General features: G+C 61.8%; 22 protein-coding genes and 1 pseudogene. 12 read left to right on the top strand and 11 right to left on the bottom strand.

Going from position 1 to position 24,120, the window contains the following annotated elements; genetic code table 11:
- Positions 1–199: 199 nt before the first annotated feature.
- Positions 200–2,380: a malate synthase G gene (locus MB84_RS00255; RefSeq protein WP_046290299.1), complete on the top strand. Its 2,181-nt coding sequence runs from the start codon at positions 200–202 to the stop codon at positions 2,378–2,380.
- Positions 2,381–2,478: 98 nt separating this feature from the next.
- Here MB84_RS00255 and MB84_RS00250 read toward each other — a convergent pair whose 3' ends face one another.
- Positions 2,479–3,120, bottom strand: a complete 642-nt coding sequence (locus MB84_RS00250) for a hypothetical protein (protein ID WP_157122594.1) — start codon at positions 3,118–3,120, stop codon at positions 2,479–2,481.
- A 207-nt stretch (positions 3,121–3,327) separates the two neighbouring features.
- Between MB84_RS00250 and MB84_RS00245 the strand changes: the two genes are divergently transcribed.
- Positions 3,328–4,599, top strand: coding sequence for a DUF445 domain-containing protein (locus MB84_RS00245; protein WP_046290297.1), 1,272 nt, complete (start codon positions 3,328–3,330; stop codon positions 4,597–4,599).
- Positions 4,600–4,607: 8 nt separating this feature from the next.
- Here the strand turns inward: MB84_RS00245 and MB84_RS00240 are convergent, their stop codons facing one another.
- The gene (locus MB84_RS00240) at positions 4,608–5,348 is read right to left on the bottom strand and encodes a hypothetical protein (RefSeq protein ID WP_157122593.1); all 741 of its coding nucleotides are present in this window, start codon (positions 5,346–5,348) and stop codon (positions 4,608–4,610) included.
- A gap of 110 nt (positions 5,349–5,458) precedes the next feature.
- Between MB84_RS00240 and MB84_RS00235 the strand changes: the two genes are divergently transcribed.
- On the top strand, positions 5,459–5,785 hold the full coding sequence (locus tag MB84_RS00235) for a hypothetical protein (protein ID WP_157122592.1): 327 nt from the start codon (positions 5,459–5,461) through the stop codon (positions 5,783–5,785).
- Here MB84_RS00235 and MB84_RS00230 read toward each other — a convergent pair.
- The 3 genes from MB84_RS00230 to MB84_RS00220 are packed head-to-tail and all read right to left on the bottom strand — an operon-like array spanning position 5,775 to position 7,959.
- Positions 5,775–6,359 (bottom strand): hypothetical protein, encoded by a 585-nt coding sequence (locus tag MB84_RS00230; protein WP_046290295.1) that lies wholly within the window; start codon positions 6,357–6,359, stop codon positions 5,775–5,777. The two genes, MB84_RS00235 and MB84_RS00230, sit on opposite strands and share 11 nt — an antisense overlap.
- Positions 6,356–7,576 (bottom strand): ISL3 family transposase, encoded by a 1,221-nt coding sequence (locus tag MB84_RS00225; protein ID WP_046289972.1) that lies wholly within the window; start codon positions 7,574–7,576, stop codon positions 6,356–6,358. The genes MB84_RS00230 and MB84_RS00225 overlap by 4 nt, the downstream gene beginning before the upstream one ends.
- 32 nt (positions 7,577–7,608) lie before the next feature.
- On the bottom strand, positions 7,609–7,959 hold the full coding sequence (locus MB84_RS00220) for a hypothetical protein (protein ID WP_052652804.1): 351 nt from the start codon (positions 7,957–7,959) through the stop codon (positions 7,609–7,611).
- 417 nt (positions 7,960–8,376) lie between these two features.
- On the opposite strand from MB84_RS00220, the gene MB84_RS00215 reads away from it, so the two are divergent.
- Together MB84_RS00215 and MB84_RS00210 are read left to right on the top strand one after the other, a co-directional pair.
- Entirely contained in the window at positions 8,377–9,498 is a 1,122-nt protein-coding gene (locus MB84_RS00215; protein ID WP_046290293.1) for a porin, read from the top strand.
- A 19-nt stretch (positions 9,499–9,517) separates the two neighbouring features.
- On the top strand, positions 9,518–10,642 hold the full coding sequence (locus tag MB84_RS00210) for a nucleoside hydrolase (RefSeq protein WP_046290292.1): 1,125 nt from the start codon (positions 9,518–9,520) through the stop codon (positions 10,640–10,642).
- A gap of 118 nt (positions 10,643–10,760) precedes the next feature.
- Here the strand turns inward: MB84_RS00210 and MB84_RS00205 are convergent, their stop codons facing one another.
- Entirely contained in the window at positions 10,761–11,795 is a 1,035-nt protein-coding gene (locus tag MB84_RS00205; protein WP_245725453.1) for a LysR family transcriptional regulator, read from the bottom strand.
- 201 nt (positions 11,796–11,996) lie between these two features.
- On the opposite strand from MB84_RS00205, the gene MB84_RS00200 reads away from it, so the two are divergent.
- The 5 genes from MB84_RS00200 (at position 11,997) to MB84_RS00180 (ending at position 18,054) form a co-directional block, all read left to right on the top strand.
- Positions 11,997–13,388: an NCS2 family permease gene (locus MB84_RS00200; RefSeq protein WP_046290291.1), complete on the top strand. Its 1,392-nt coding sequence runs from the start codon at positions 11,997–11,999 to the stop codon at positions 13,386–13,388.
- Between the two features lie 70 nt (positions 13,389–13,458).
- Complete coding sequence (locus tag MB84_RS00195) at positions 13,459–14,568, top strand: adenosine deaminase family protein (RefSeq protein ID WP_046290290.1); 1,110 nt, start codon at positions 13,459–13,461, stop codon at positions 14,566–14,568.
- Between the two features lie 149 nt (positions 14,569–14,717).
- Positions 14,718–15,938: an ISL3 family transposase gene (locus MB84_RS00190; protein ID WP_046289972.1), complete on the top strand. Its 1,221-nt coding sequence runs from the start codon at positions 14,718–14,720 to the stop codon at positions 15,936–15,938.
- Between the two features lie 199 nt (positions 15,939–16,137).
- Positions 16,138–16,623: a hypothetical protein gene (locus MB84_RS00185; protein WP_046290289.1), complete on the top strand. Its 486-nt coding sequence runs from the start codon at positions 16,138–16,140 to the stop codon at positions 16,621–16,623.
- A 6-nt stretch (positions 16,624–16,629) separates the two neighbouring features.
- On the top strand, positions 16,630–18,054 hold the full coding sequence (locus tag MB84_RS00180) for a hypothetical protein (RefSeq protein WP_052652802.1): 1,425 nt from the start codon (positions 16,630–16,632) through the stop codon (positions 18,052–18,054).
- Positions 18,055–18,100: 46 nt separating this feature from the next.
- Here the strand turns inward: MB84_RS00180 and MB84_RS28680 are convergent, their stop codons facing one another.
- Together MB84_RS28680 and MB84_RS00170 are read right to left on the bottom strand one after the other, a co-directional pair.
- The gene (locus MB84_RS28680; RefSeq protein WP_157122591.1) at positions 18,101–19,249 is read right to left on the bottom strand and encodes a hypothetical protein; all 1,149 of its coding nucleotides are present in this window, start codon (positions 19,247–19,249) and stop codon (positions 18,101–18,103) included.
- Between the two features lie 490 nt (positions 19,250–19,739).
- Positions 19,740–20,066 carry a DUF4148 domain-containing protein gene (locus tag MB84_RS00170; RefSeq protein ID WP_046290288.1) on the bottom strand — a complete coding sequence of 109 codons (327 nt, stop codon included), beginning with the start codon at positions 20,064–20,066 and terminating at the stop codon, positions 19,740–19,742.
- A 433-nt stretch (positions 20,067–20,499) separates the two neighbouring features.
- Between MB84_RS00170 and MB84_RS31405 the strand changes: the two genes are divergently transcribed.
- Positions 20,500–20,625, top strand: a complete 126-nt coding sequence (locus tag MB84_RS31405; protein WP_281192313.1) for a hypothetical protein — start codon at positions 20,500–20,502, stop codon at positions 20,623–20,625.
- A gap of 191 nt (positions 20,626–20,816) precedes the next feature.
- Positions 20,817–21,062, top strand: a complete 246-nt coding sequence (locus MB84_RS00160; protein WP_046290286.1) for a hypothetical protein — start codon at positions 20,817–20,819, stop codon at positions 21,060–21,062.
- Positions 21,063–21,189: 127 nt separating this feature from the next.
- On the opposite strand, the gene MB84_RS00155 is transcribed toward MB84_RS00160, so the two are convergent.
- The 3 genes and pseudogenes from MB84_RS00155 to MB84_RS00145 form a co-directional block, all read right to left on the bottom strand.
- Complete coding sequence (locus MB84_RS00155) at positions 21,190–21,468, bottom strand: MFS transporter (RefSeq protein ID WP_046290285.1); 279 nt, start codon at positions 21,466–21,468, stop codon at positions 21,190–21,192.
- 54 nt (positions 21,469–21,522) lie between these two features.
- Positions 21,523–22,788 (bottom strand): IS256 family transposase, encoded by a 1,266-nt coding sequence (locus tag MB84_RS00150; RefSeq protein WP_046290284.1) that lies wholly within the window; start codon positions 22,786–22,788, stop codon positions 21,523–21,525.
- Between the two features lie 114 nt (positions 22,789–22,902).
- Positions 22,903–23,937, bottom strand: a pseudogene (locus MB84_RS00145) (MFS transporter); the annotation flags it as partial.
- Positions 23,938–24,120: the final 183 nt, after the last annotated feature.

Raw genomic sequence — 24,120 nt, 5'->3', positions numbered from 1 at the left:
GCGGGTGCGAGGACGCGAAATACCGGGTTTCCGAGTGACCTGAGAAGGATTACACTCAGACTCTTATATAAGACTGACCCCGATTGCCCCATAACGTCCGTTCTCCTGACGATGTGACCGTCGCAAAAAAGCATCGGCGCACCGGCAAGCGGTCGGACGGAGTCGCGTCAACCTGGTTTTCAAACTCGAGTACAGCATCATGACTTCCACTTCCAAGCGTGGCGGCCTGACGGTCGCAGACAATCTGATCGCGTTCATCGAAAAGGAAGTCCTGCCGGGCACCGGTGTCGATGTGGACGCGTTCTGGAAAGGCTTCGACGCCATCGTCCATGACCTCGCCCCGAAGAACCGCGCACTGCTCGCCGAGCGCGACCGCCTGCAAGGCGAACTCGACGGTTGGCACCGCGCCAATCCGGGCCCGATTGCCGACGCTGCCGCCTACCGCGCCTTCCTCGAAAAGATCGGCTACCTGCTGCCTGCCCCGGCAAGCGTGAAGGCCACGACGGCCGAAGTCGACTACGAAATCGCCGAACAGGCCGGCCCGCAGCTCGTGGTGCCGCTGTCCAACGCCCGTTACGCCCTGAATGCCGCCAACGCGCGTTGGGGCAGCCTGTACGACGCGCTGTACGGCACCGACGCCATCCCCGAGACCGGCGGCGCCGAGAAGGGCACCGGCTACAACCCGAAGCGCGGCGAACTCGTGATCGCCTTCGCGCGCGGGTTCCTCGATCAGGCCGCACCGCTGGCCGAAGGCTCGCATAAGGACGCCACCGGCTACGCTGTCGAGAACGGCAAGCTCGTCGTGACGACCAGGAGCGGCAAGACGGCACTCGCCACCCCGGCCCTGTTTGCGGGTCATCAGGGCGACGCTGCGAAGCCGACCGCCGTGCTGATCAAGCACAACGGCCTGCACTTCGAAATCCAGTTCGACGCGAATCACCCGATCGGCAAGACCGATGCCGCCCATATCAAGGACGTGCTGGTCGAAGCCGCCGTGACCACCATCATCGACTGCGAAGACTCGGTGGCCGCCGTGGACGCCGACGACAAGGTCGACCTCTATCGCAACTGGCTCGGCCTGATGCAAGGCACGCTGACGGAAGAAGTCGCCAAGGGCGGCAAGACCTTCACGCGCCGTCTGAACGCCGACCGCGAGTACACCGGCGCCGACGGCAAGCCGCTCAAGCTGCATGGCCGCTCGCTGCTGTTCATCCGCAACGTTGGCCACCTGATGACGAATCCCGCCATCACCGACCGCGAAGGCCACGAGATTCCGGAAGGCATTCTCGACGGCGTGGTGACCGTGCTCGCCTCGCTGCACGACCGCAAGCATCGTCTGAACTCGCGCACCGGTTCGATCTACATCGTCAAGCCGAAGATGCACGGCCCGGCCGAAGTCGCGTTCGCCGACGAACTGTTCGGTCGCGTCGAAGACCTGTACAGCCTGCCGCGCAACACGCTCAAGATGGGCATCATGGACGAAGAGCGCCGCACCAGCGCGAACCTCTCGGCCTGTATCGCAGCGGCGGCCGCACGCGTGGCGTTCATCAACACGGGCTTCCTCGATCGCACGGGCGACGAAATGCACACCGCGATGGAAGCCGGTCCGATGATGCGCAAGGGCGACATGAAGTCGTCGGCATGGATCACCGCGTACGAGAAGAGCAACGTGCTGGTCGGTCTGGCTGCCGGACTGCGTGGTCGCGCACAGATCGGCAAGGGCATGTGGGCCATGCCGGACCTGATGCACGCCATGCTCGAACAAAAGATCGCGCATCCGAAGGCCGGGGCGAACACTGCCTGGGTGCCGTCGCCCACCGCCGCGACGTTGCACGCGCTGCACTACCACGTGGTCGACGTGCAGGCCGTTCAGCAAGAACTCGAAAAGATCGATTACGCGAAGGAGCGCGACGCGCTGCTCGCCGGTCTGCTGACGGTGCCGGTCGTGGCCAAGGCGGAGTGGAGCGCCGAGGAAATTCGCAAGGAGATCGAGAACAACGCGCAGGGCATTCTCGGTTACGTCGTTCGCTGGATCGATCAGGGCGTGGGCTGCTCGAAGGTGCCGGACATCAACGACATCGGCCTGATGGAAGACCGCGCAACGCTACGTATTTCCAGCCAGCATCTGGCGAACTGGATGCGTCACGGCGTGATCACGCGCGAACAGGTCGAAGAGACCATGAAGCGCATGGCGGCCGTCGTCGACAAACAGAATGCCGGTGACAAGGCTTATGTGCCGATGGCGGGCAACTTCGACAACTCGCTCGCCTTCAAGGCCGCAAGCGCACTGGTGTTCGAAGGTCTGACGCAATCGAACGGCTACACCGAGCCGCTGCTGCACAAGTACCGTCTGGAACTGAAGGCGAAGCAACGCGGATAAGCAGGTAGCGCGACCTAGTCGCGCGAACAGGTGTCACCCCGTAGGGCGATACCCGGCAAAACGGCACATGACGAATGTGCCGTTTTGCGTTTACATCGTCATGTGCGCGTTTCATCGACGAGCGCCTGGATCGATGCGACAACGCGGTCCTGCAGCGGAAAACTCGTGGGTATTGCGTCGAGCATGGCGGCCATGCCGTGCGCCCCGGCGTAGGAGAGGACTTCAGCACCCTTTCCCGCTTTGCCAGCGATGCCGAGCGCCACACGAAGAAACGTCCAAGGCTTGTGCGGCACCTTGCCGAAGGTCGCAATGACTTCATCATCGCGATACAAGGTCACGTGACGCTCCGTCGGCACCATAGCAACGACGGGGAACGCTTCATTGATTGCCCCCCGGATCGACGTACACATCTCGACATCGCCATACAGAAGCACGACGGCGCTCTCCAACCGGGTTGGGTCTTCCGCACAGGCGCAGAGGATTGCCTCGCCCAAATCGCTGCACACGTGTTCCCGAACGTCCGGCGGCAAGACACCTCGCTCGCTCTCGCAATCGATCAACACGGTGTATTTGTCCGCGAATACGTCATGTAGCGCCTGCTCGACCGACGCGTGGATATCGTCCGAGGGCAACGTCTGGTGCAAGGCGACAGACATTCCGGCAGTGAGGGGCGAGGCAGAAGGACAGAACATAAGGAGTCGTCTTTTTGAAGGGGAATGACGGCAGAATTGCCGGTTCACTTATGGCAGCGAGAAGTCGGCGGGTCGCCCGAGGCGAACCGATTGGGTGCGCAACGTCCGGTGGACCGATATCGCACCGCAGTCATCGTGCGCGCAGTGTCCGGGCACAGACTTCCACTTTTCGCCCCGTATCGAAGTCGAGCGCAGAATGAGGTAGTCTTTCCAGGTGTTTGTCAGACTCCCCGTCCACTCGAAAGCTCGCTACGCATGGACCCCGCCATCGCCCTGCAACGCGCCGAACGGCGTGCGCTGTCATTCCTTCTCGTCGCACTGGCGATTTTCATCGCCACGCTTTTCATGCCGGTGCATTTCCTCACAGGCTGGATTCGCGCGGCGGCCGAAGCCGCGATGGTCGGCGGACTCGCGGACTGGTTCGCGGTCGAAGCGCTGTTCCGTCGCATTCCGATTCCGGGACTCGCACGGCATACGAACATCCTGATCCGCAAAAAGGACGCCCTCGGCGATGGCCTCGCCCGCTTCGTGCGCGAGAAGTTTCTCGACACGCCGTCCGTCGTGCGTCTCATCGAACAGCAGAATCCGGCCGATGCACTCACCCGCTGGCTCGGCTCGTACGAGAACACGCGTCAGTTGAGCGCCGTGCTGGTGAAGGTGACGGGCGGTGTGCTGGATGTGATGGATGAGCGCAACGTGCAGGCCTTCATCCGCCGCGCGCTGGATACGATGATCGATCGTCTCGATCTCTCGCAATCGGCCGCAGCGATTCTCGACACGCTCACCCGCGACGGACGCCATCAGGCGCTGCTCGACGAAACGCTCGACTATCTCGTCGAATTGCTCAACGAGCCGCAAACACGCGAATTCATTTCAGCGCGCATCGTCGACTGGCTCAAGGCCGATCACCCGAAGAAGGAGAAGGTGCTGCCGTCGGAATGGATCGGCAACAAAGGCTCGGACATGATCTCGGCGGCCGTCACACGTCTGCTTGCACAGATGGAAGCGGACGAGTCGCATCAGTTGCGTCAGGCGTTCGACCGCGCCGTGGCGGGATTGATCGAGCGTCTGAAACACGACGCCGAATTTCAGGCGAAGCTCGACGGCTTCAAGTCGCAACTGAAGGGCGACACCGCGCTGAACGCTTATGTGGGTAGTTTGTGGAACGAATGGCGCAGTTGGGTGAAGCAGGATCTTGCGAAAGAAGACTCGGTGATCGGTGCGAAGATCACCGGTGCAGCGGCATGGATCGGGCAGGAACTCGCGCGCAGCGAGTCGTTGCGAAAGGCGCTCGACGCGCAACTCAGAGATGCGGCCGAGCGCATGGCCCCGGGCTTTGCCGACTTCGTGACGGATCATATCCGCGCGACGGTGCATGGCTGGAATGCGGAGCATTTGTCGCAGCAGATCCGTCTCAGTGTGGGGCAAGACCTGCAATACATCCGCATCAACGGCACGCTCGTCGGCGGGTTGATCGGCGCGGTGCTTTATCTGGTGGCGCAGGCGCCGGTGCTGATGGGGCGGTAAGGGGCAATTCAGGAGCTCATGTCCATCCAGCCCCACTTGTCTTGAATTAGCGCACGCTCCTGCCCTTCCACGTTGCTGTGATCGAGGGTCGCGTACATGCCGTGGAATTTGTTGCCTGAGTCTGGCACGCCGGGATATGCCTTTTGCCATTCTTCGACCGCGATCTTCAGCGCCTCAACCACGAGCGGTTCCTTTGACTCCGGCAAGCACGCCGGCTCACCGGCTGCGGGGGCATGCGCGACCTCGATGAAATAAGTGCAGGGCAGATCGCGCACTCGCTGCGGATCGCCGGGAAGCACGACACCGATGGATTCGATGGGCTTGCCAGGCTGATTCGCGAGGTCGTTGGCGATGCGGATGAACTCACTTACCCGGTTGCTATTGCCGTACGTCAGCAACACAAGCTGGTCGCTTGGATACGGACGCTTTCCATCTGTCGCTCGTCCACCTTCCGACTCGTGAAAGCGCGTCTTCAATAGCGTTAGCATCCGGGTGAAAGTTTCCAGTTGGCGATTCAGCTTCGCCTCATCGGAACCTGTTCCGTAATCGCCAAGCACCATGAGGTATTTCGATCCGATGGCCTGCGCTAATGCGCCGCGATAGGCGTTATCGGTAGCGACAGGTGCGTTCGTATGAGAAACGGCGCTGACATTCGGTGGCAGAGCCGCCCCGGTATTTGTCACTGAAAACATGGCAATTCTCCTTTCAAGCGTTTGTGAAAAATTCACTTCGCCGTGACTGGTCGCCATGCGTTCGTATCGCTCTCTTATCGTTCGTGTCGGCGGCAATCACGTCGTGCGAGCGCTTCGTCGTTGCATCGGGTTAGAGGCACGCGCACGCTGGCATCGTGGACATACGCTTGCAGGAAAGCTTGCAGTTACTGCTCATCACATCTCGTGTGCGTCGGACACAAGTATCTGTCGCGCGCGGCGAACCGTTGCGAAAAGCGCTCGACGTACAACTCAGAGTTGCGGCCGAGCGCGTGACCCCGGGCTTTGCCGACTTCGTGACGGAACACATTGGCATCAAAGGCACGTTCGTCGGCGGGGTAATCGATACCGTGCTGTATCTGGTGGCACAGACGCTGGTGCTGAGTGGGCGATGCCCCCGTTTTCCTCCGCTGCCATACGAAGAAGCTCGTCGACCACTACCAGTCGACGCTATCGCCCAAGGTATTAGCAATTAAGCAAGCTCCTCTTTCCAGCGCTCCATCGATTTTCGTCCATCCCCAAAAATTCGCTTAACTTGACAAACCAGTGCCGCTCATCCGGTCGAAAGTGTTCATGTTCACGACGGTTATTTTTATCAAAAAACCAGGGCTCATCCATTTCCCCGTTGCCTAACTCGTATCCATTCCTGTGCGCGAACGCCATTCTTCTGATGTACGTATTTTTAAGAAACTCTTCCTTCAAGTTGTTCGCTTCACTTTGGTCCATGAACTTGTCTTCAAAAAATACGGGGCGATAGTCACTCCACGCCTCGGCCATTGACCTCAAACCTCCGCCATAGGCGAGCAATACCGATTGATGGCCGCAAATTTGCGACATGTTTCCAAAAATGTCTTTGTGACATTCCGGCATGAGCGTGATGTCGCTGTCATTACCCGGCACGACAATCTTATGATCCCATTGCCCCTCCGCCGCAGCCGCATCATTCACGAATGCAAGTGTTTTGATTCCGAGGTCCGCCGCCACCCGAAGCGCCGCAGCACCTAAGCTATGTGCCCGAGGACTCGCGGCGACCGTAAATGAAAGGTTCATTGAGCATTACCGGGGAAGGCGGCGCGGATTTTGAGGAAGAAGTATTCCTGGTCTCGGTAGCCGTAGGCGCGCCGCTTAATGACCTTGATAGTGTTGTTAATGCCCTCAACGATGCTGGTGTTTAGACGATGTCGGCATCTGGCCAGGATGCCATGCAGATAGCCTTTCAGACGCTGAGCGAAGGTGTTCAAGGGGGCTATTCCGCTTTGCTCGGCCTGCTCGCACCAGTGGTGCCAGGCTTGTTTTGCCCAGGCAGGTCTTCGGTAGAACCAGAGCCGCTTGAGTTCGTCCCTCAGGACATAGACCGTCAGCAGCGGCTGGTTGGCTTGCAGCAATTCGTCGAGCCGGACGGCCTGCTGCCGGTCTAGCTTGTCGCGGTTGCGCAATAACAGCCAGCGGCTCGATTTGATGACCCGGCGCGCGGGACGGTCCTGGCGCAGTTGGTTGGCCTGATCCACGCGCACCCGATCAATGACCTCTCGTCCGTACTTGGCCACGACATGGAACAAGTCATAGACGATCTCCGCCCGTGGGCAGTGGGCCTGGATTTCTAACTCGTAGGCCGTAGTCATGTCGATGGCTACGGCCTTGATGCGTTGGGCGACCCCACGCGGCAATTGCTCGAAGAACGCCCGAGCCGTCTCGCGTGAGCGTCCTGGGCCGATCCACAGCACCTGCCTGCTGATCGGATCGACGACTACCGTCGCGTACCGATGCCCTTTATGCAGGGCGAACTCGTCCATCGCTAAATACTCGATCCTGGACCAATCCGGTTCGCGCACTGACGCTCGGAGCCGGGCCTTGTCCAGCGTCTTGACGGTATGCCAACCCAGCTCGAAGAACCTCGCCACCGCCTGCACGTTGCTCGATTGCAGCAATTGGCTGCAGGCCGCCGCAAGCCGATCCGTCACCCGCTGGTAGCGACCCAGCCAAGTAAGCCGCTCCAGGCGCGGGCCACCGCATTGCTCACACAACAAGCGCCGGCGTGGAACATGAAGAACAACCCGGTACTCAAATAACGGCAGATCTCGCACCCGGCGCACCGTGGTCTCATGGACCTGGCGACATCGTGCGCCGCACTGCTCGCACAGCATCACCTTGGCGGTTGGCTTCAAATAGATCGACAGCGTGCGCCCTGTGCCCTCGGGCCACTCCACGCGTTCGACGGCATAGCCCTGCCAGCCTCCCAGCGACTCCAGCAGCTTGCGATCCAGCATCTCCACGCACTCCTGATGGCAAATTCCTGCCATCAAGAGTACGAAAACTTGTCAAATCCCTCCACGCTATTGCGCGATGAACCAAATGAAAACCCATCACCCCTGCCCTGGTCGCACATCCTGGAAAGCGTCTCGCGAATGTCATCGAGGAGTTCTTGCCTTCTACAATCGTCTGCCGGCCACTCCCCCCCGACAGACACGACATTTCCGTAACCTACTACGGCCCGTACCTCTTTTTCTATCACCTGGTCGTCGTACAGATAGTACGAATCCCGGCACTCGCGCACTGCATTCAATTCGTCTCTAATTTCCTCGTCCGTAGGCGATTCATCTCTAATTCCCTGATCCGTAGGTGTCCACACTGCACCAAGATTGACGTTCATAGATCTCTCCGTATAGGTAACTACGTAGAAGGGGCATTGCTGTCAGTGGGCATTCCGATCGAAATCGGAGGCGACGGTGCTGTGCATGCCATCGCTACGCCTGAGACCACTCCAACATAGAACCTGCAACCCGACGCTATTTACAGAATTCGCTCGGAGACTGATGCGCTACGCCCCCAACCGCGCCCGTCAATCGGCGCAAGTGTCTGCCGCACGCAACGCCTGGCGCACGGCCCCGTTTTGGGGCATCCTCCCGGCCCGGCAAGCCCTGACGCGGCCGTCGCGGCAATATCGATTCAATTTATCGATATATAAAAAATCAAAATTATATTTATACAAGGCCCTTCCCTATAGTTCGGTCCGAATCGCGCCAACTCTCGCAAGCGCGCGGACTTAGACCTTAGAGAAGCACACCTCATGAAGACCACGATTCTGGCCCGCCTGGGCTTTGCCGCCGCCCTTGGCGTCGCCGCCACCGCCGCACACGCTCAAAGCAACGTCACGATTTACGGCCTGATCTCGGGCGGCGTGGGGTATGTGAGCAATCAGGGCGGCAGCAAGAATTGGCAGGCGCTCTCGGGCACCAACCAGAATCCGCGCTGGGGCTTCCGTGGCTCGGAAGACCTCGGTAACGGCACGAAGGCCATCTTCACGCTCGAAGCTGGCTTCAGCATCGTGAACGGCACCGGCGCACAGAACGGCCGTGCGTTCGGTCGCCAATCGTTCGTCGGCCTCTCGGACAAGACCTGGGGCACGTTCACGCTGGGTCGCCAGTACGACACCCTTCACGACTACGTCGGCCCGATCATCATTTCGAGCAACGGCGTGAACATCGGCGATAACGACAACGGCTACAACGACCTGCGCATGCAGAACTCGGTGAAATGGGTCAGCCCGACGGTCGGTGGCTTCCACGGCACGGCACAATACGGCTTCTCGAACTCGGCCACGGGCTTCCGCAACAACAACGCCTACAGCTTCGGCCTCGGCTACAAGTACGGCGACTTCGACTGGAACGCCGCTTACGCCCAGTACAACCATCCGTACAGCGGCACCAACAACGACGGCGCCATCGCCAACGACTACGCCAGCCCGCTGCTGATCTTCTCGAAGAGCGCCACGCCTGCGAACGTCTACGCGAGCCAGCAACGCATCTTCGCCACTGGCGGCTTCTACCGCTGGGGCCCGGCGCTCATCGGCGCCATGTTCTCGGACGTGAACTACACGTACCTCGACAACTCGCACCTGCATCTCCAGAACTACAATCTGACGCTGAACTACAACATCACCCCAGCGCTGGTGCTGGGCGCGGCGTACGGGTTCACGTCCGGCAAGTACGATGTGATCAATACGCGTCCGCAATGGCATCAGGTCAACCTGCAAGCCGACTACTGGCTGTCCAAGCGCACGGACGTGGCACTCACGCTCAACGCACAGCAAGCCGCTGGCGATGCCAAATACGCGCAGCTCTTCGGCTACGCCGCATCGAGCACCAAGCGTCAGATGGCCGTGACGCTGGGCATGCGTCACACGTTCTAATTCAAGCGAGTTCGACACCATGACGACAACGACCGAACTGACCGATACGACTACCGACGACCGCCGGCACAGCCGCCGCAGCTTCCTGCGCACGTCGCTGGCCGCGTCGATGGCCACCGTGGGCGCATCAATGGCCGGTAGCGCCTTCGCGCAAATGACGAAGACCGAAGGCGCGTCGCCGCTCACGGCCGAAGGCGCGCCGCGTCGCACAGTCATCATCGACTGCGATCCGGGTCAGGACGATGCCGTCGCGATCCTGATGGCGTTGGGCGCGAGCGACCAGATCGACCTCAAGGCGCTGACCGTCGTCGGCGGCAACGTGCCTTTGAACCTGACCGAGCGCAACGCCCGCATCGTGCGCGACTGGGCGGACAAGACCAAAACGCTGCCGGTGTACGCCGGTTGCCCGAAGCCGCTCATGCGCGAACTGGTGACGGTGGCGAACGTGATGGGCCGCTCGGGTCTCGAAGGCGCGCCGTTGCACGATCCGCGTGCGCCGCTGGCGCCGCAGCATGCCGTCACGTATCTGATCGACACGCTGCGTGCAGCGGCACCGGGCAGCATCACGCTCGTCGCCATCGGCCCGCTCACCAACATCGCCACGGCGCTGACGGCCGCGCCCGAAGGCGCAAAGGCCATCCGTGAAATCGTGTTGATGGGCGGTGCGTGGTTCGAGCGCGGCAACTACACCCCGGCCGCCGAGTTCAACATCTTCGTCGACCCGGAGGCCGCGAGCATCGTGCTCGGCGCAGGCGTGCCCGTGACTATCGTGCCGCGCGACGTCAGCCTGAAGACGCTGATCACGCCGGCACGCGTTGCCCCGTTCCATGCGCTGAAAAATCGCTGCGGTCCGATCGTCGGCGACATCTTCAATGCTGCGCTGGCGTATCAGAAGCGCCGCCGTGGCGTGGACGAAGCCCCGATGTACGACCCGTGCACCATCGGCTATCTGATCGACCCGACGATGTATGGCGGCCGTCGCGTGAATGTGGCCGTGGAGACGACGGGACAGCTCACGCTGGGTGAGACGGTGGTGGACTGGAACGGTCGCACGAAGCGTCCGGTAAACGCGCTGTGGCTCACCGATATCGACGCCGACCGCTTCTACGCCACGCTGCTCGAGCGCATTTCGCGTCTGCCGTAATCGCGCGGCAGCGACACGTAGAAGACGGAAGCAAGCGAACACGGCGGCCCATCGAAAAGATCGGCCGCCGTGTTTGTCCGTATGGACCGACGACGGACGTGCGCGAAGCGCATTCGATTCACGTCGCCAGATGTTGCGCGATCCAGTCGCGGCAAGCACTCACCTGCGGGCCGCGCTCCTTGCCGACGAGCGACATCAGCGCGACGGTGCGCGTCACACGCGGGGCGATGACGTCGAGCGCCACGAGCGCCGGGTCGTGCAGGTGCAGGGTGTAGAGCTTGGGCAGTATCGCCAGCGCAAGACCGCTTCGCACGAGTGCGTAAAGCGGCTCGGTGTACTCCATGCGGTACTTCGGTTCGAGCCGCAGGTTCTGCGACCCGCCCGTGCGTTGCAGGGAATCGCTGACGTTGCCGCGCACGAACACGGCCAGATCGCGCTCGGTGAGTTGCGACCAGCTGACGGACTCGGCAGACGCGAGCGCGTCGTCGCGACGGGCGACGAGCACGATCTCGTCGTCGAACAGATCGTCGCAGCGAAAGCCCTCGGTGTTCGCCGCATGACCGGCCTCGTCGGCCTGGTCGCGAATGCCGACACCGAGGTCGATCTCGCCGCGTGCGAGCGCCGCGACCAGTTCGCTGTTGGGCAGATCGGACAGGGCGAAGCGCACGTTCGGATGAGCATCCCGCAAGCTGCCGAGCACCGGCAACAGGCGGGCGGCAACCGACGGAATGAACCCGATGCGCACCGTCTGCGCCTGCAACGCGAAGGTGCTCGTCATGTCGTCGAACGTACCGCGCGCGGCGTTGAGCAGACGCTCCGCCAGCGGCAGGATGGTGGTGCCCGCCTCGGTCAGCGTCAGACGATGAGCCGAGCGCTCGAAGAGACGTCCGCCGAGCAGGAACTCGATCTGGCGGATGGCGGCCGTGAGCGCCGGTTGCGTGACGGAGAGCGCTTGCGCCGCCTGCGTGAAGCTGCGCGAGTGGGCGAGGGCGACGAAGTACTGCACCTGTCGCAGCGTCAGCGCAGGCAGCGGCGGCACCTGCGGGGTCGCGGTGACGGCAATGGCAGCAGTGGAGGCGACCGGCGCTTTGGACGTGAGCATTTCGCCCGCGCGGCTTGCAGTGTTTTCGTTACGACGGGGCGAAGTCGCCATGGCGCGCTCCAAAGGGGCCAGCAGTGTGTCGGACACAACAGTTTTGCGACGCCAGCCAGCCGCAGAGAGCCCCGGGCAAGCCCCGGAATCCGTCAGCGTCGCGAAGAATAGATTCGAATTATCGAATCATAAGTAATTTCATTTTTTATTTATAGTCGCATGCACGTAAAGTGCCACGCAAAGACCTTCTATTCTTGGCTTATGCAGACCTCTTCTCCTGAGCACAACGAGCGCGTAGCGCCAGCCGGGCACGGCCAATCCCCTGCGGTCACCGCCCCCGGCGGATGGCTGGAGCGACGTTTCGCCATCGGCAAACGCGGCTCCAGCGTGCGCACCGAAGTGCTCGCCGGTATCACGACATTTTTGGCGGCGGCCTATCTGCTCGTCGTCATTCCGTCGCTGCTCGCCACGGGTGGCATGGATCGCGGCGCGGCCACCACGTCGGTCATGCTGGTGTTCGTGCTGTTCTCGTTGCTGATGGGCTTCTACGCGAACCTGCCGTTCGTCGTCGGCCCCGGTATCGGCGGCTCGGTCATCGTGGGCGTCACGCTCGCAGCCACCGAACACGTCGCCTGGCAGACAGGCATCGCCATCGCGTTCCTCTCCGGCCTGCTGTTCCTGCTGCTGACGGTGATCGGTGCACGCAGTGTCGTGGCGCGTCTGATTCCGACGGCCATCAAGCTGGGCCTCGGCGCGTCCATCGGGTTGTTCATTGCTGTGCTGGGCGTGCGCAACGCGGGCATGGCCATCGCCAACGCCAAGACGAATGCGTTCGCGCTGGGCGACTTCAGCAAGCCGGGCACCCTCGTTGCGCTGATCGGTCTGGGCGTCGCCGTGCTGCTGCAGGGCCGCAAGGTGCCGGGCGCGATCCTCTGGTCGATTCTGATCGCCGCGCTTGCCGGTGTACCGCTCGGCGTGACCAAAGTGCCCGAGTCGTTCGTTTCACTGCCGCACAGCATTGCGCCGGTGGCGTTCCAACTCGATTTGAAGAGTGCGCTGACGATCTCCGCGCTGCCGTATCTGTTCGCCTTCTTCGCGGCGGAATTCTTCTCGACGCTGGGCACCACGCTCGCCGTCGGCGGTAAGGCCGGTTTGCTCGACGAGCACGGCAACATGGAGAACATCAACCGGCCGTTCCTCGTCGATTCGATTGCCGCGACGGGCGGTGCGCTGCTGGGCATTCCCGCACTGACGGCACTGGTCGAGTCGGCCGCCGGTGTGGAGGCGGGCGGGCGCACGGGTCTCACGTCGATTGCGGCTGCCGTGATGTTCGCGCTGGTGTGCTTCTTCGTGCCGGTGGCGCTGGCCATTCCGAAGGAAGCGACGGCCCCCGCACTGATCCTGATCGGCCTGTCGATGTTCAGCACGGTCCGTCATGTGCCGTTCGACGACTTCAGCGACGCGTTCCCCGTGCTCGCCATGGTGCTGCTCACACTGCTCTCGAACAGCTTCGGTACCGGTATCGCCGGTGGCTTGCTGTGCTACGTGCTGGTCAAGGCGCTGATGGGCCGCTTCAAGGAATTGCCGTGGGGCCTCTATGTGCTGGCGCTGCCGCTGGCGTATTACTTCTGGACGGTCGTGGGGCGTCACTGATCGACCTGGCGGCGAACGACATGCGTCGCGCCGCTCCCCCATGCCGATGATTTCACCAAGACAAGACGTTATGACAGAGACACCGGGCCACGTGCCCGCCGCACGCACCGGCGTGCAGATTCAGCAAGCGCATCGCACGTTCTTCCACGCGATGCCGAAAGTGGAATTGCATTGCCATCTGCTCGGCGCAGTGCGCCACGACACATTCGTGGCGCTCGCCGAAAAGTCGAACGCGCCGCTCGATCGCGCGGAGATCGACGGCTTCTACACGCGCGGTGAAAAGCCCGTGGGCGTGCTGCGTGTGCTGCGCGCACTCGACGAGCATCTGCTGAGCTCGCCGGACGATCTGCACCGCATCGCTTACGAATATCTGGCGGACGCCGCCGCGTACAACGTGCGCTACAGCGAGTTCTTCTGGAACCCGACCGGCACCGTGCGCACATCCGGCATTCCCTACGCGAAAGCGCAGGACGCCATCGTCGCCGCCATTCGTGACGCCGCGCGCGATCACGGCATCGTCGGTCGTCTCGTACCGAGCATCGACCGCGAGGCCGATCCGCGCGAAGCGGTCGAGATGGTCGAGTGGATGCGCAGACATCGTGCCGACGAAGTCATCGGCATCGGCATCGACTATCGCGAAAACGACCGTCCGCCCGAACTGTTCTGGAAGGCGTATCGCAACGCGCGTCTCGCGGGCTTCAAGACGACGGCGCACGCGGGCGAATTCGGCATGCCGTGGACGAACGTCGAGACCGCCGTCGAGCTGCTCAAGTGCGACCGCATCGATCACGGCTACACCGTCGTCGACGCGCCGGACTTCGCACGCGAATGCGCCGAGCGCGGCATCGTCTTCACGGTCGTGCCGACGAATTCGTACTACCTGCGCACGCTCACGCCGGAGCGCTGGGCGAAGGATCACCCGATTCGTCGCATGCCTGGCCTCGGCCTGAAGATTCATCCGAATACGGACGATCCCACCCTGCACAAGGTCAACCCCGCGCAAGCGTGGGAGCTGATGTTCAGCCACTTCGGTTTCTCGCTCGGCGACCTGCGCGAGTTCATGCACAACGGTCTGGACGGCGCGTGGATCGACGACAGCACGCGACGCGAGTGGCACCGCAGCTTTGCCGCGGATTTCGATATCGCGCGTAATGCACTGACTCGGTCGTTGGCGGGCTGACACCGCCGCGACCACGCTTTTCCTTGGTCTCACCCGACCTTCAGCCGCCTTCGGGCGGCTTTTTTTGGTTCATCGCGCAATAGCGTGGAGGGATTTGACAAGTTTTCGTACTCTTGATGGCAGGAATTTGCCATCAGGAGTGCGTGGAGATGCTGGATCGCAAGCTGCTGGAGTCGCTGGGAGGCTGGCAGGGCTATGCCGTCGAACGCGTGGAGTGGCCCGAGGGCACAGGGCGCACGCTGTCGATCTATTTGAAGCCAACCGCCAAGGTGATGCTGTGCGAGCAGTGCGGCGCACGATGTCGCCAGGTCCATGAGACCACGGTGCGCCGGGTGCGAGATCTGCCGTTATTTGAGTACCGGGTTGTTCTTCATGTTCCACGCCGGCGCTTGTTGTGTGAGCAATGCGGTGGCCCGCGCCTGGAGCGGCTTACTTGGCTGGGTCGCTACCAGCGGGTGACGGATCGGCTTGCGGCGGCCTGCAGCCAATTGCTGCAATCGAGCAACGTGCAGGCGGTGGCGAGGTTCTTCGAGCTGGGTTGGCATACCGTCAAGACGCTGGACAAGGCCCGGCTCCGAGCGTCAGTGCGCGAACCGGATTGGTCCAGGATCGAGTATTTAGCGATGGACGAGTTCGCCCTGCATAAAGGGCATCGGTACGCGACGGTAGTCGTCGATCCGATCAGCAGGCAGGTGCTGTGGATCGGCCCAGGACGCTCACGCGAGACGGCTCGGGCGTTCTTCGAGCAATTGCCGCGTGGGGTCGCCCAACGCATCAAGGCCGTAGCCATCGACATGACTACGGCCTACGAGTTAGAAATCCAGGCCCACTGCCCACGGGCGGAGATCGTCTATGACTTGTTCCATGTCGTGGCCAAGTACGGACGAGAGGTCATTGATCGGGTGCGCGTGGATCAGGCCAACCAACTGCGCCAGGACCGTCCCGCGCGCCGGGTCATCAAATCGAGCCGCTGGCTGTTATTGCGCAACCGCGACAAGCTAGACCGGCAGCAGGCCGTCCGGCTCGACGAATTGCTGCAAGCCAACCAGCCGCTGCTGACGGTCTATGTCCTGAGGGACGAACTCAAGCGGCTCTGGTTCTACCGAAGACCTGCCTGGGCAAAACAAGCCTGGCACCACTGGTGCGAGCAGGCCGAGCAAAGCGGAATAGCCCCCTTGAACACCTTCGCTCAGCGTCTGAAAGGCTATCTGCATGGCATCCTGGCCAGATGCCGACATCGTCTAAACACCAGCATCGTTGAGGGCATTAACAACACTATCAAGGTCATTAAGCGGCGCGCCTACGGCTACCGAGACCAGGAATACTTCTTCCTCAAAATCCGCGCCGCCTTCCCCGGTAATGCTCAATGAACCTTTTTTTTGCCCGACGATTTGCCCGGCGACCGGTCGTACGCGAAAAAATTTCAAATCGGATTACGTAAATCCGTCAGTCGGGAAATATCAGAATCATTTCTCATGATTCACCCCAAATCCGCGCACTTGTCTATTCGACGTGACAGCAAATCTTTAACATGCGCCCCGGTTACGACATTTACTGGACATCTGCATCATGCAACACACATTGCGCGCGCTGCCACACGGCACGCAACGCACTGACGGCTCGCCGCTGCATTCACCCCTGCCGGGCATGCCGCAACGTCGGCTGAACGAATTACTCGACGTCATTTCCCGGCGCTTCGGCCTGCACGGGCTTCAGGCGCAAGCGTTTCCGGGGGCGGGCATCACGCTCGAGAACGGCGACGCCCTCTATTTTCGCGCCAACGAATCGGTCGAAACGTTCGACGTTTATTTCCGTGTCGACATACCCCCCGCGATGCTGGGTCAGCCTCATCCAATTCAACTGATATCGGAAAACTGTTTTTCTGATATCACCCGCCCACCGATGATTTCCATTGAAGCGACGGAGGGCATTTTATTGCTCGGGTTCTCGGGCATCGACTATGAAGATATTCATAAGGATGCTGAAGGAACGATCGACAGTCTTTTCTCCGAGTACCGAAAGCTGGTTCAATTTCTAAGAAACGAGGTTTATTAGGCCATCATGTTGAAAGTTCAGTCCAACATTGCGCGCGTACAGTCCACCGGCAACCTTCTGGAGATGGCGCTGGGTGCGCAGTTTCTGCGCCGCGCGCGCGTCGCCGGTGAATTCGACAATCGCGCGCTGGAGCGGCACATCCAAATGGCGCCGGAACAGCCCATGCCCGCCCTGAAGATGAGCTTCGGTCTGCACACACGCACCGACTCGACGGATTCTGTGGATTCGCTGCCCGACAGCAAAGCGTTCGACGATTTTCGACGCCGCGACGCGGGGCGCAATATCTTCGATTGCGCGCCTTACTACACGAAAGCCTCTGCACGCGTCGAATTCGAGCGCAAGCTGGGGCAGACGCTGTGCGACGCCCCGGAGATTCGCGACATCGCACGTCGCATCCGTGAGCTGACCGGTGCACCGATGCGGTTCGAGGACTTCGACGCGAAGGCGCAGGCCAAGATCATCGACGAGCAGGTCGGGATCGGCGGCGCAGACGAATGTCTGAACTCGCGCGACACGCTCGACGCCCACGTGCTCGCCACGCTGATCAAGGCCGAAGCCTCGCATTACGACGATCCCCACGCACCGGACAAACACCGTCGACGCAACATGTTCAACGCCGCACCGCATCCCGAGAATCCCATGCATCCGTGGAATCTTCGGGAGTTCGACGTGCCCATCGCGCAGATCAAGTCGCCGGTGCAGTTGCCCGACCGTATCCGAGACGTCATGCAATCCCGCTGGGAGACGTTACGACACAACCCGGCCGGTGAGGACGCGTTCCTCAAGGTTCTCGCGCATGCGGGCGCGGACCGTGTGATGCGCGAAGACGGCTTCACAGCATGTCGGGACGTCGTCGACTACATGTTTCGATGCGACTTGGACGAGCGTCGCAAGCTGCTGCACGATGTACTGGACATCACGTGGAGCACGGCGGAATACACCGACGACGAGGACAACGGCCGATGGCTGAATCCGATTGGCTCGCATGTGCGGCAACATCGCACGGGCGACCGCTCGAACATGGTCAGGACGTCGGACCGCAACGATCCGGCCATCGGCACCTGGGCGTTCGGGGCCATCCTGCACGACAAGCCGGTCATCTCGGGACCGAGCGGACATACGCTGCGCTACCTGAACCACTACGCACAGTGCCGTGAGATAGCGGCATATTCGGGCGACGTTTCGGATTGGCCCTCGCTCGCCGAAGCGCGCATGGTGATGATGGCGAACCTGATGCCGCCGAAGAACCACCACTCGTATCACGAGATCATGTCGGCATCGATCGGCGTCTCGGACGGCACGGAGATGCTTCACTATCGCGACCGCGCCACCTACGCGGATCTGAACGATACGGCGCTCGGTGCCAAATTGCTGGGGAAATTGAAGGACGAAGCGCGTCAGATGCCTGCCGACGCGCAGGTGAAGGAATAGCCCGGCGTTGCGCAGCAGTGATCGGCGAGCGTGACGTCAGTCAGCATCACGACTCGTCGCCCGAGCTCTCGCTTTCCGTATCGAGCGAGTAATCGGGCACCACCGGTTGACCATAGGCGCGCAGCGATTGTGGCGCGTCGACGAAACGCTCGGCAATGACCTGTGCACGACGTGCAGCCAGTTCCGGCGTCGACGCCAACGTCGACTGCGCGATGTGCTGCACTTCGTTCGCAAACGCCATGCCGATGCGCTGGCTACTGCGATGCAGCACGAACTTGCCGTTCGCCGGATCGAACAGACCGCCCTGCGTGCGACTCTGCGCTTCGACTTCGGCGCACGCAGCACATGGCACGAAGCGCCCGGCCATCGGCACGACGATCAGCGCGTCGGCGGGCAAGTCCAACCGGGCGACGGCCTCGCAGTGCCAGGGGGCGGCGTGTTGTGCGATGGCCGACTCGATGCACTGCTCGGCGTGCATGGTTTGCGTAACACCGTCGGGCAGTAAGGGCAGCTTCGGCGTGCCGTCCTGCATCGGCGTGTGTACGACCAGATCGTCAAACGTCGACGCAGCGCGCGCGGCGTCTTGCAGCACACGGCTCAGCGTGTCGAAAGCATCGTCGAGCTGACGCAATGTGCTGTCCACCGGCAATGCCCCCTCCGAGGGGCGTCCAATGCCCGCCGTCACTTCGGCACGCGCCGCTGCGCGCATACCCGCCAGCCCGCGTCCGTCGACATAGTGGTGTCGCAACTTGGCGATATCGCGCACGCGGCGGGACATGACCATGGCGTCCCAGTTGCGTATGTCCTCACGCGCGGGACGCCGGGGCGCCCCCGACATCAGGGCGTCGTCCGTCAGCGCGAGATGCAGCGCTTCGCGGATGCGTCCAGCGTGAAAATTCGACGCGATGTGCAGCCGTCCGCCAAACACGCTCGCCTGCACTTCCAACGGATCGATATCGAAGCGCGCGCGCATCGTCATGTTCACGGCGATCGCGATATGCCGCAGCGACTGCGTGATGCGGTCGAAGCCGAGATAGCGCTTGGGTGCGGGCGGGTCGATGGGACGGCGTGCGATGCGCGACACCTCGGACGCATTGAGGAAGTAGTAGCGGGCCGGGTACATCTGCGGCGTGTGACGGGCGGCAACCCGACGCGCGATGACCGCGTCGAGCGCCGAGGCTTCGTATTCGGGCATCGCATGCGCGTTGCGAAGCGAGCGGACGAGGGCTTGAGCCGCAGCAGTTGTCCTCGTCGCGTCGTTGATCGGTTCGGGACGACAGACGGCGTCCTGCGAGGTTCGCAAGGGATTGGCGATGGGCATGGTTCGGGGAAATCCGGGAAGGGGTTGTGTCGGACGCCAGCGACAACAGTCGGATAGCGGTGCGTGGCGCGCTTCTACTGCGTGCGTTTTCGATGTTCTCGTGCCACGCGCCGGAAGCAGTGACGCGGATTCTACGGACGCCCATTGGCGCGGCTTCTGTATTTGAGACCGAAGTTGTCGCGGGACGTCCGCAACCAGCGGGCGCTCGATGCGCTCGATGCGCCCCATGCCCCTTGCGTCCTTTCCCCAATGCCATAAAAAAACCGCCGACCGGATTCCGGTCGGCGGCTTCGCGTCGCTTGGGGTCGATGCGTGGGTGCTGCTGTACTACAGGGACGTGGACGAACGTGGAGGAACGGTCCGATTACGAGCGGCTGTCCTGTGCGAACACGTTGCGATCGCTCAGTTGTGCGCGGACGTCGGCGCGGGTCAGCGCTGCGGCGGCCGGAGCGGTCGTGGCAACGTTTTGCGTCTGAGCAGCGGCCACGAGCGGCGCGCCGGTTTCGCTTTGCAGCAGTTGGCCGTTTGCGGCAGCCTGGGCCAGTTCGGCGCGAACTTCCGCGCGGCTGACCTGGCTTTGCGTTGCAGCGGCGACATCAGGCGTGTTGTCGTTGTAACGAGCGTCTGCGAAAGCCGAGGCGGAAACGAACGAAGCGGCGGCAACAACGGCAGCAAGGATACGGGTGTTCATGGTGAGACTCCTGTCAATTTGGTTGAATACTTCGGGTTCAGCTAGCGTTCGGGGCATCATCAGCGTCGAGGCCGGGGGGCACTTCGTTTTGCTGCGTTGCGGTGTCCGTCGCGTTGGCATGAGTGAATCTTAGGGAAAACCCGTGGTTTTTTCGCAACTGAGCGTCTACGAAATGCAACCGATCGTCCGATTCGAAAAAACTATTGAAAATCAACCGCTTAATGCCGTTGAACAGGATATGCGCGGTGATTTCGGCGCATTTTCGAGCGGTTTTCGACCAGCATGCCGCTGTGCGCAACAGGGTCTTTAGTGCGATGGGGTTTATCGCGAAGTGCGTCAGCAGTAGAGTGACAACATGATGAAGTCAGCCGACATCGTGGCTCGCAGGGTGCGCCGCACCGCGGACGATGCCGGTCAGTACAGGAGCATTACCATGGCTGCCCTCGGTTCTTTCCTTTTACTGGCGAGCGCTTCGTTGCTCACCGCGTCGTATCTTCGCAGCCGTGCCGCCCGTTCGCGCCGTCAGCAGGAAGCTCGCGTACGCGTGACGCGTCGCTGACTGGCCATTGACCGGTCCGTCGCGCGCATTGCGTGGCGGCCTGAGCAAGTTGGTCTTGCTGAGCACTGATTATTTCATTTTCAGCAATGCGTCCTTATCCAGGACCGCGTTTTTCTCCTTGTGCCGCGAGCGTAGATTGGCGGCAATGACGGCGCCCATGGTGGACGTCTCGCCAGACAGGAGAAATGAAAATGAAACACGCTCTGTTCGCATCGACTGTTGCCGCCGCCCTGCTGAGCGCAGGCGTCATGACCAGCGCGAGCGCTGCCGAGAACACGCAGCCGCCCGCCCAGCCGCAACAAGTTCAACAGCAAGCTCAGACGCAGGTGCAGGCACAACCGGGCGCAGTCGCTGCGCAAGCCGGTTCGGTGGTTTCGCCGGCGTATGAAGTGCCGGGTCGCGTGAACCGCGCCGGGTCGATTTACTTCGGTCAGTAATCCGCGCGGCATAAAAAAACGGCAAGCCGGGGAGCCATCCACCGGCCTGCCGTGTTCCCGCACTGCGGGACCTTCCTCCCCGAGCCTGATCCGCTCCCCACAGTAAGACCGTTTCAGCAAGCCCGCGTCAATAAGTCCGCTTCATCGCCTTCGCACACGCGGCAGACAGGCATCCCACCCCCAGCACGTACACCGCAATCCACCACGGCTTGTGGCCACCGTATTCCAGCAGCGTCGCGGCAATCAACGGCGTGATCGAACTCGAAACGATACCCGAGACCTGATAGACGACGGAGATGCCGGTGTAGCGCACGCGCGTGTCGAACAGTTCGCAGAACAGCGACGCCTCCGGGCCGTACACGAACGCGTACACCACGCCCAGCGGCACGATCACGGCAAGCGACACCCACCAGACGTTCGAGAGTTAAAGTCAAATCTGGTGTACGGGGCGTGAGCAAGATTAGGCGGCCAGGGGCTGCTGAGCCGGTGTGCTGTCGGTCACCGGCTCTCCATCCTTGAACGTCATCCCGTCAAGCATCGTCGCGATCTTTTCGGGGGCGCGGATGCGCCGCCCCGAGTCTTCGGCCGACTCGATCAGCTTGAATGCCAGGCCGAGGAACGTCGCGCGCGAGACGCAGTTGCGCGTGCGCTTGGTGCGGTGACGCACCGTCGCGAAGGTCGATTCAATCGGATTCGTCGTGCGCAGATGCTGCCAGTGTTCGGCCGGGAAATCGTAAAATGCCAGCAGCTCGTCGCGATCTTGCGTCAGCTTTTCGACCACCTTCGGATACTTTGCCGAGTGGGTATCAACGAAGTGATTGAAGGCAACCAGCGCTTCGGCACGCGTGGCGGCCATCCAAATGTCCTGCATCGCCTTTTTGGCGCGGGCCTGCTGCGATTTCGGCAGCGCGTTGAGCACGTTGCCCATCTTGTGGAACCAGCAGCGCTGATGCTTGGTCTGCGGGAACACTTCTTCCATCGCTGCCCAGAATCCCATCGCACCATCTCCGCAAGCCAGCAGCGGCCCTGACTGCAGACCGCGCTTTTTCAGATCGAGCAGCAGTTCGGCCCACGACGCCTTCGATTCCCGATACCCGTCACTGATCGCCACACGCTCTTTCGTTCCGTCCGGTTTGACACCAATGATCACCAACAGGCACTGGCCGTCGGAATCGTCGCTGCGCACGCCGGTGTGAATGCCGTCAGCCCACCAGTACACCCAGCGCGCCAACGACAACTCACGCTGATTCCACTGAGCATGCTCATCGGCCCATTGCGCCTTCAGACGACTCACCACATTTGGCGACAGGCCGCTGACCTGGCCGCCCAGCATGATGCCCATGGCTTCGCTCATGTCGCCCGTCGAGATGCCTCGCAGGTACAGCCACGGTAGTGCGGCCGACACGCGTGCGGATTTGCGAACGTACGGCGGCACGACCGCCGAATTGAAGCGGATGCCCGAACCCGAGCGATCACGCACCTTCGGTACCCGAACCGGCACCGGACCGATGGCCGTGACGACTTCGCGCTCTGGTAGGTAGCCGTTGCGCACCACGGCACGCCGACCGTCGATCGACCTCACGTTGCTGTACTGTTCAAGCATGCTCGCCAGTTCCGCTTCGACTGCCTGCTCGATGATCTGCCGCGCGCCTTGCTGGATCAGTTCATCGAGCGCGCTCTTCGTTTGTGCTTTTCTGCCGTTCGTTTCTTTCATAATCTTCTTCATGGTGGTCGGGGCCGGCTCGCGCCGGCTTTGCTCGGTGTGCCTTCGACAAGCAACATTCTCAGCTAAACCGCCACCGCCTTCTCATATTTCCCAAAGCACTCCGTACACCAGATTCGACAATAGCTCGACGTTCGACGAGAAGTGCATCACCGCGAGCGCGGGAATCGACGACACGCCACACGCCAGCGCCCCCCATGCGAACACACGACGTCGCCCGACGCGATCCGATAGCTTCGACGCGTAGGGAATCGTCACGACCAGCACCAGCGCGGCGAGGGTGACGGCCAGCAGAATCGGTGTCTTGGGAAAATGCAGTGTGCCGACAAGGTACGAAATCGCGAACACGGCGTAGACGTTGAACACCACGCCGTCGATATACCGCGCGCCCCAGCCGAGCAGCACATTGCGACGATAGTCGCGCACGATCTCGGAGAGCGGCACGTGCGCCACGTGCTGACTGTCCTTGATGCGGGCGAATTCGGGCGTCTCCAGCACGCGCAACCGGATAAACATGCCCACGGCCACCAGCACCAGACTCAGCATGAATGCGAGACGCCATCCCCACGACATGAACTGCGCATCGGTCAGCGTCGAGGAGAGCAGGGCGACGACACCCATCGACAGACAGAGCCCCACCGCCAACCCGATCTGCGGATACGCCGCGAACTGGCCGCGTTTGTCGCGCGGCGCGTATTCGAACGCCATGAGCACCGCGCCGCCCCATTCGCCGCCGAGGCCGATGCCTTGCAGCAACCGCAGAAACAGCAGGATCAGTGGCGCGGCAATGCCGATGCTGTCGTAGGTCGGCACGAGGCCGATCAGAAACGTCGACACGCCCATGATGGTGAGGGTGACGATCAGCAGCGGTTTGCGTCCGAGCCGATCCCCGAAGTGCCCGAACAGAATGCCGCCGAGCGGTCGCGTCGCGAATCCCACCGCGTACACGGTGTAGGCGAGCGCCGTGGCGACGAAGGCGTCGCCGCTGGGAAAGAAAAGTTTGTTGAACACGAGACCGGTAATGGTCCCGTAGAGAAAGAAGTCATACCACTCGACGGTCGTGCCGATCAGACTGGCCAGCGCGACCGTGCGCACCGCTTTTTCGTCGTTGACGGCATCCCGCGCGCCCACGCCGGTGAGAACCTGTTCCATTGCGCCTCCTGTTGATGCGCCGCGCCCCTGCGGCGCGCAGCGACGCACCGGTCTGCGCCGGGCGTCTGTCTCCTGAATGTCTCGGTGCCGCACATGCCGGTGACCGGTGAGCGGCTATCGTTTTGATGATGAATGTTGCGGGGACTGCGGGTAAGACGCGAAAACACCCATACGGGATTACAA

Source organism: Pandoraea oxalativorans, assembly GCF_000972785.3.
Classification (GTDB): domain Bacteria; phylum Pseudomonadota; class Gammaproteobacteria; order Burkholderiales; family Burkholderiaceae; genus Pandoraea; species Pandoraea oxalativorans.
The sequence above is the reverse complement of the archived record's forward strand: the minus strand, read 5'-3'. Positions and strand labels throughout refer to the sequence as shown.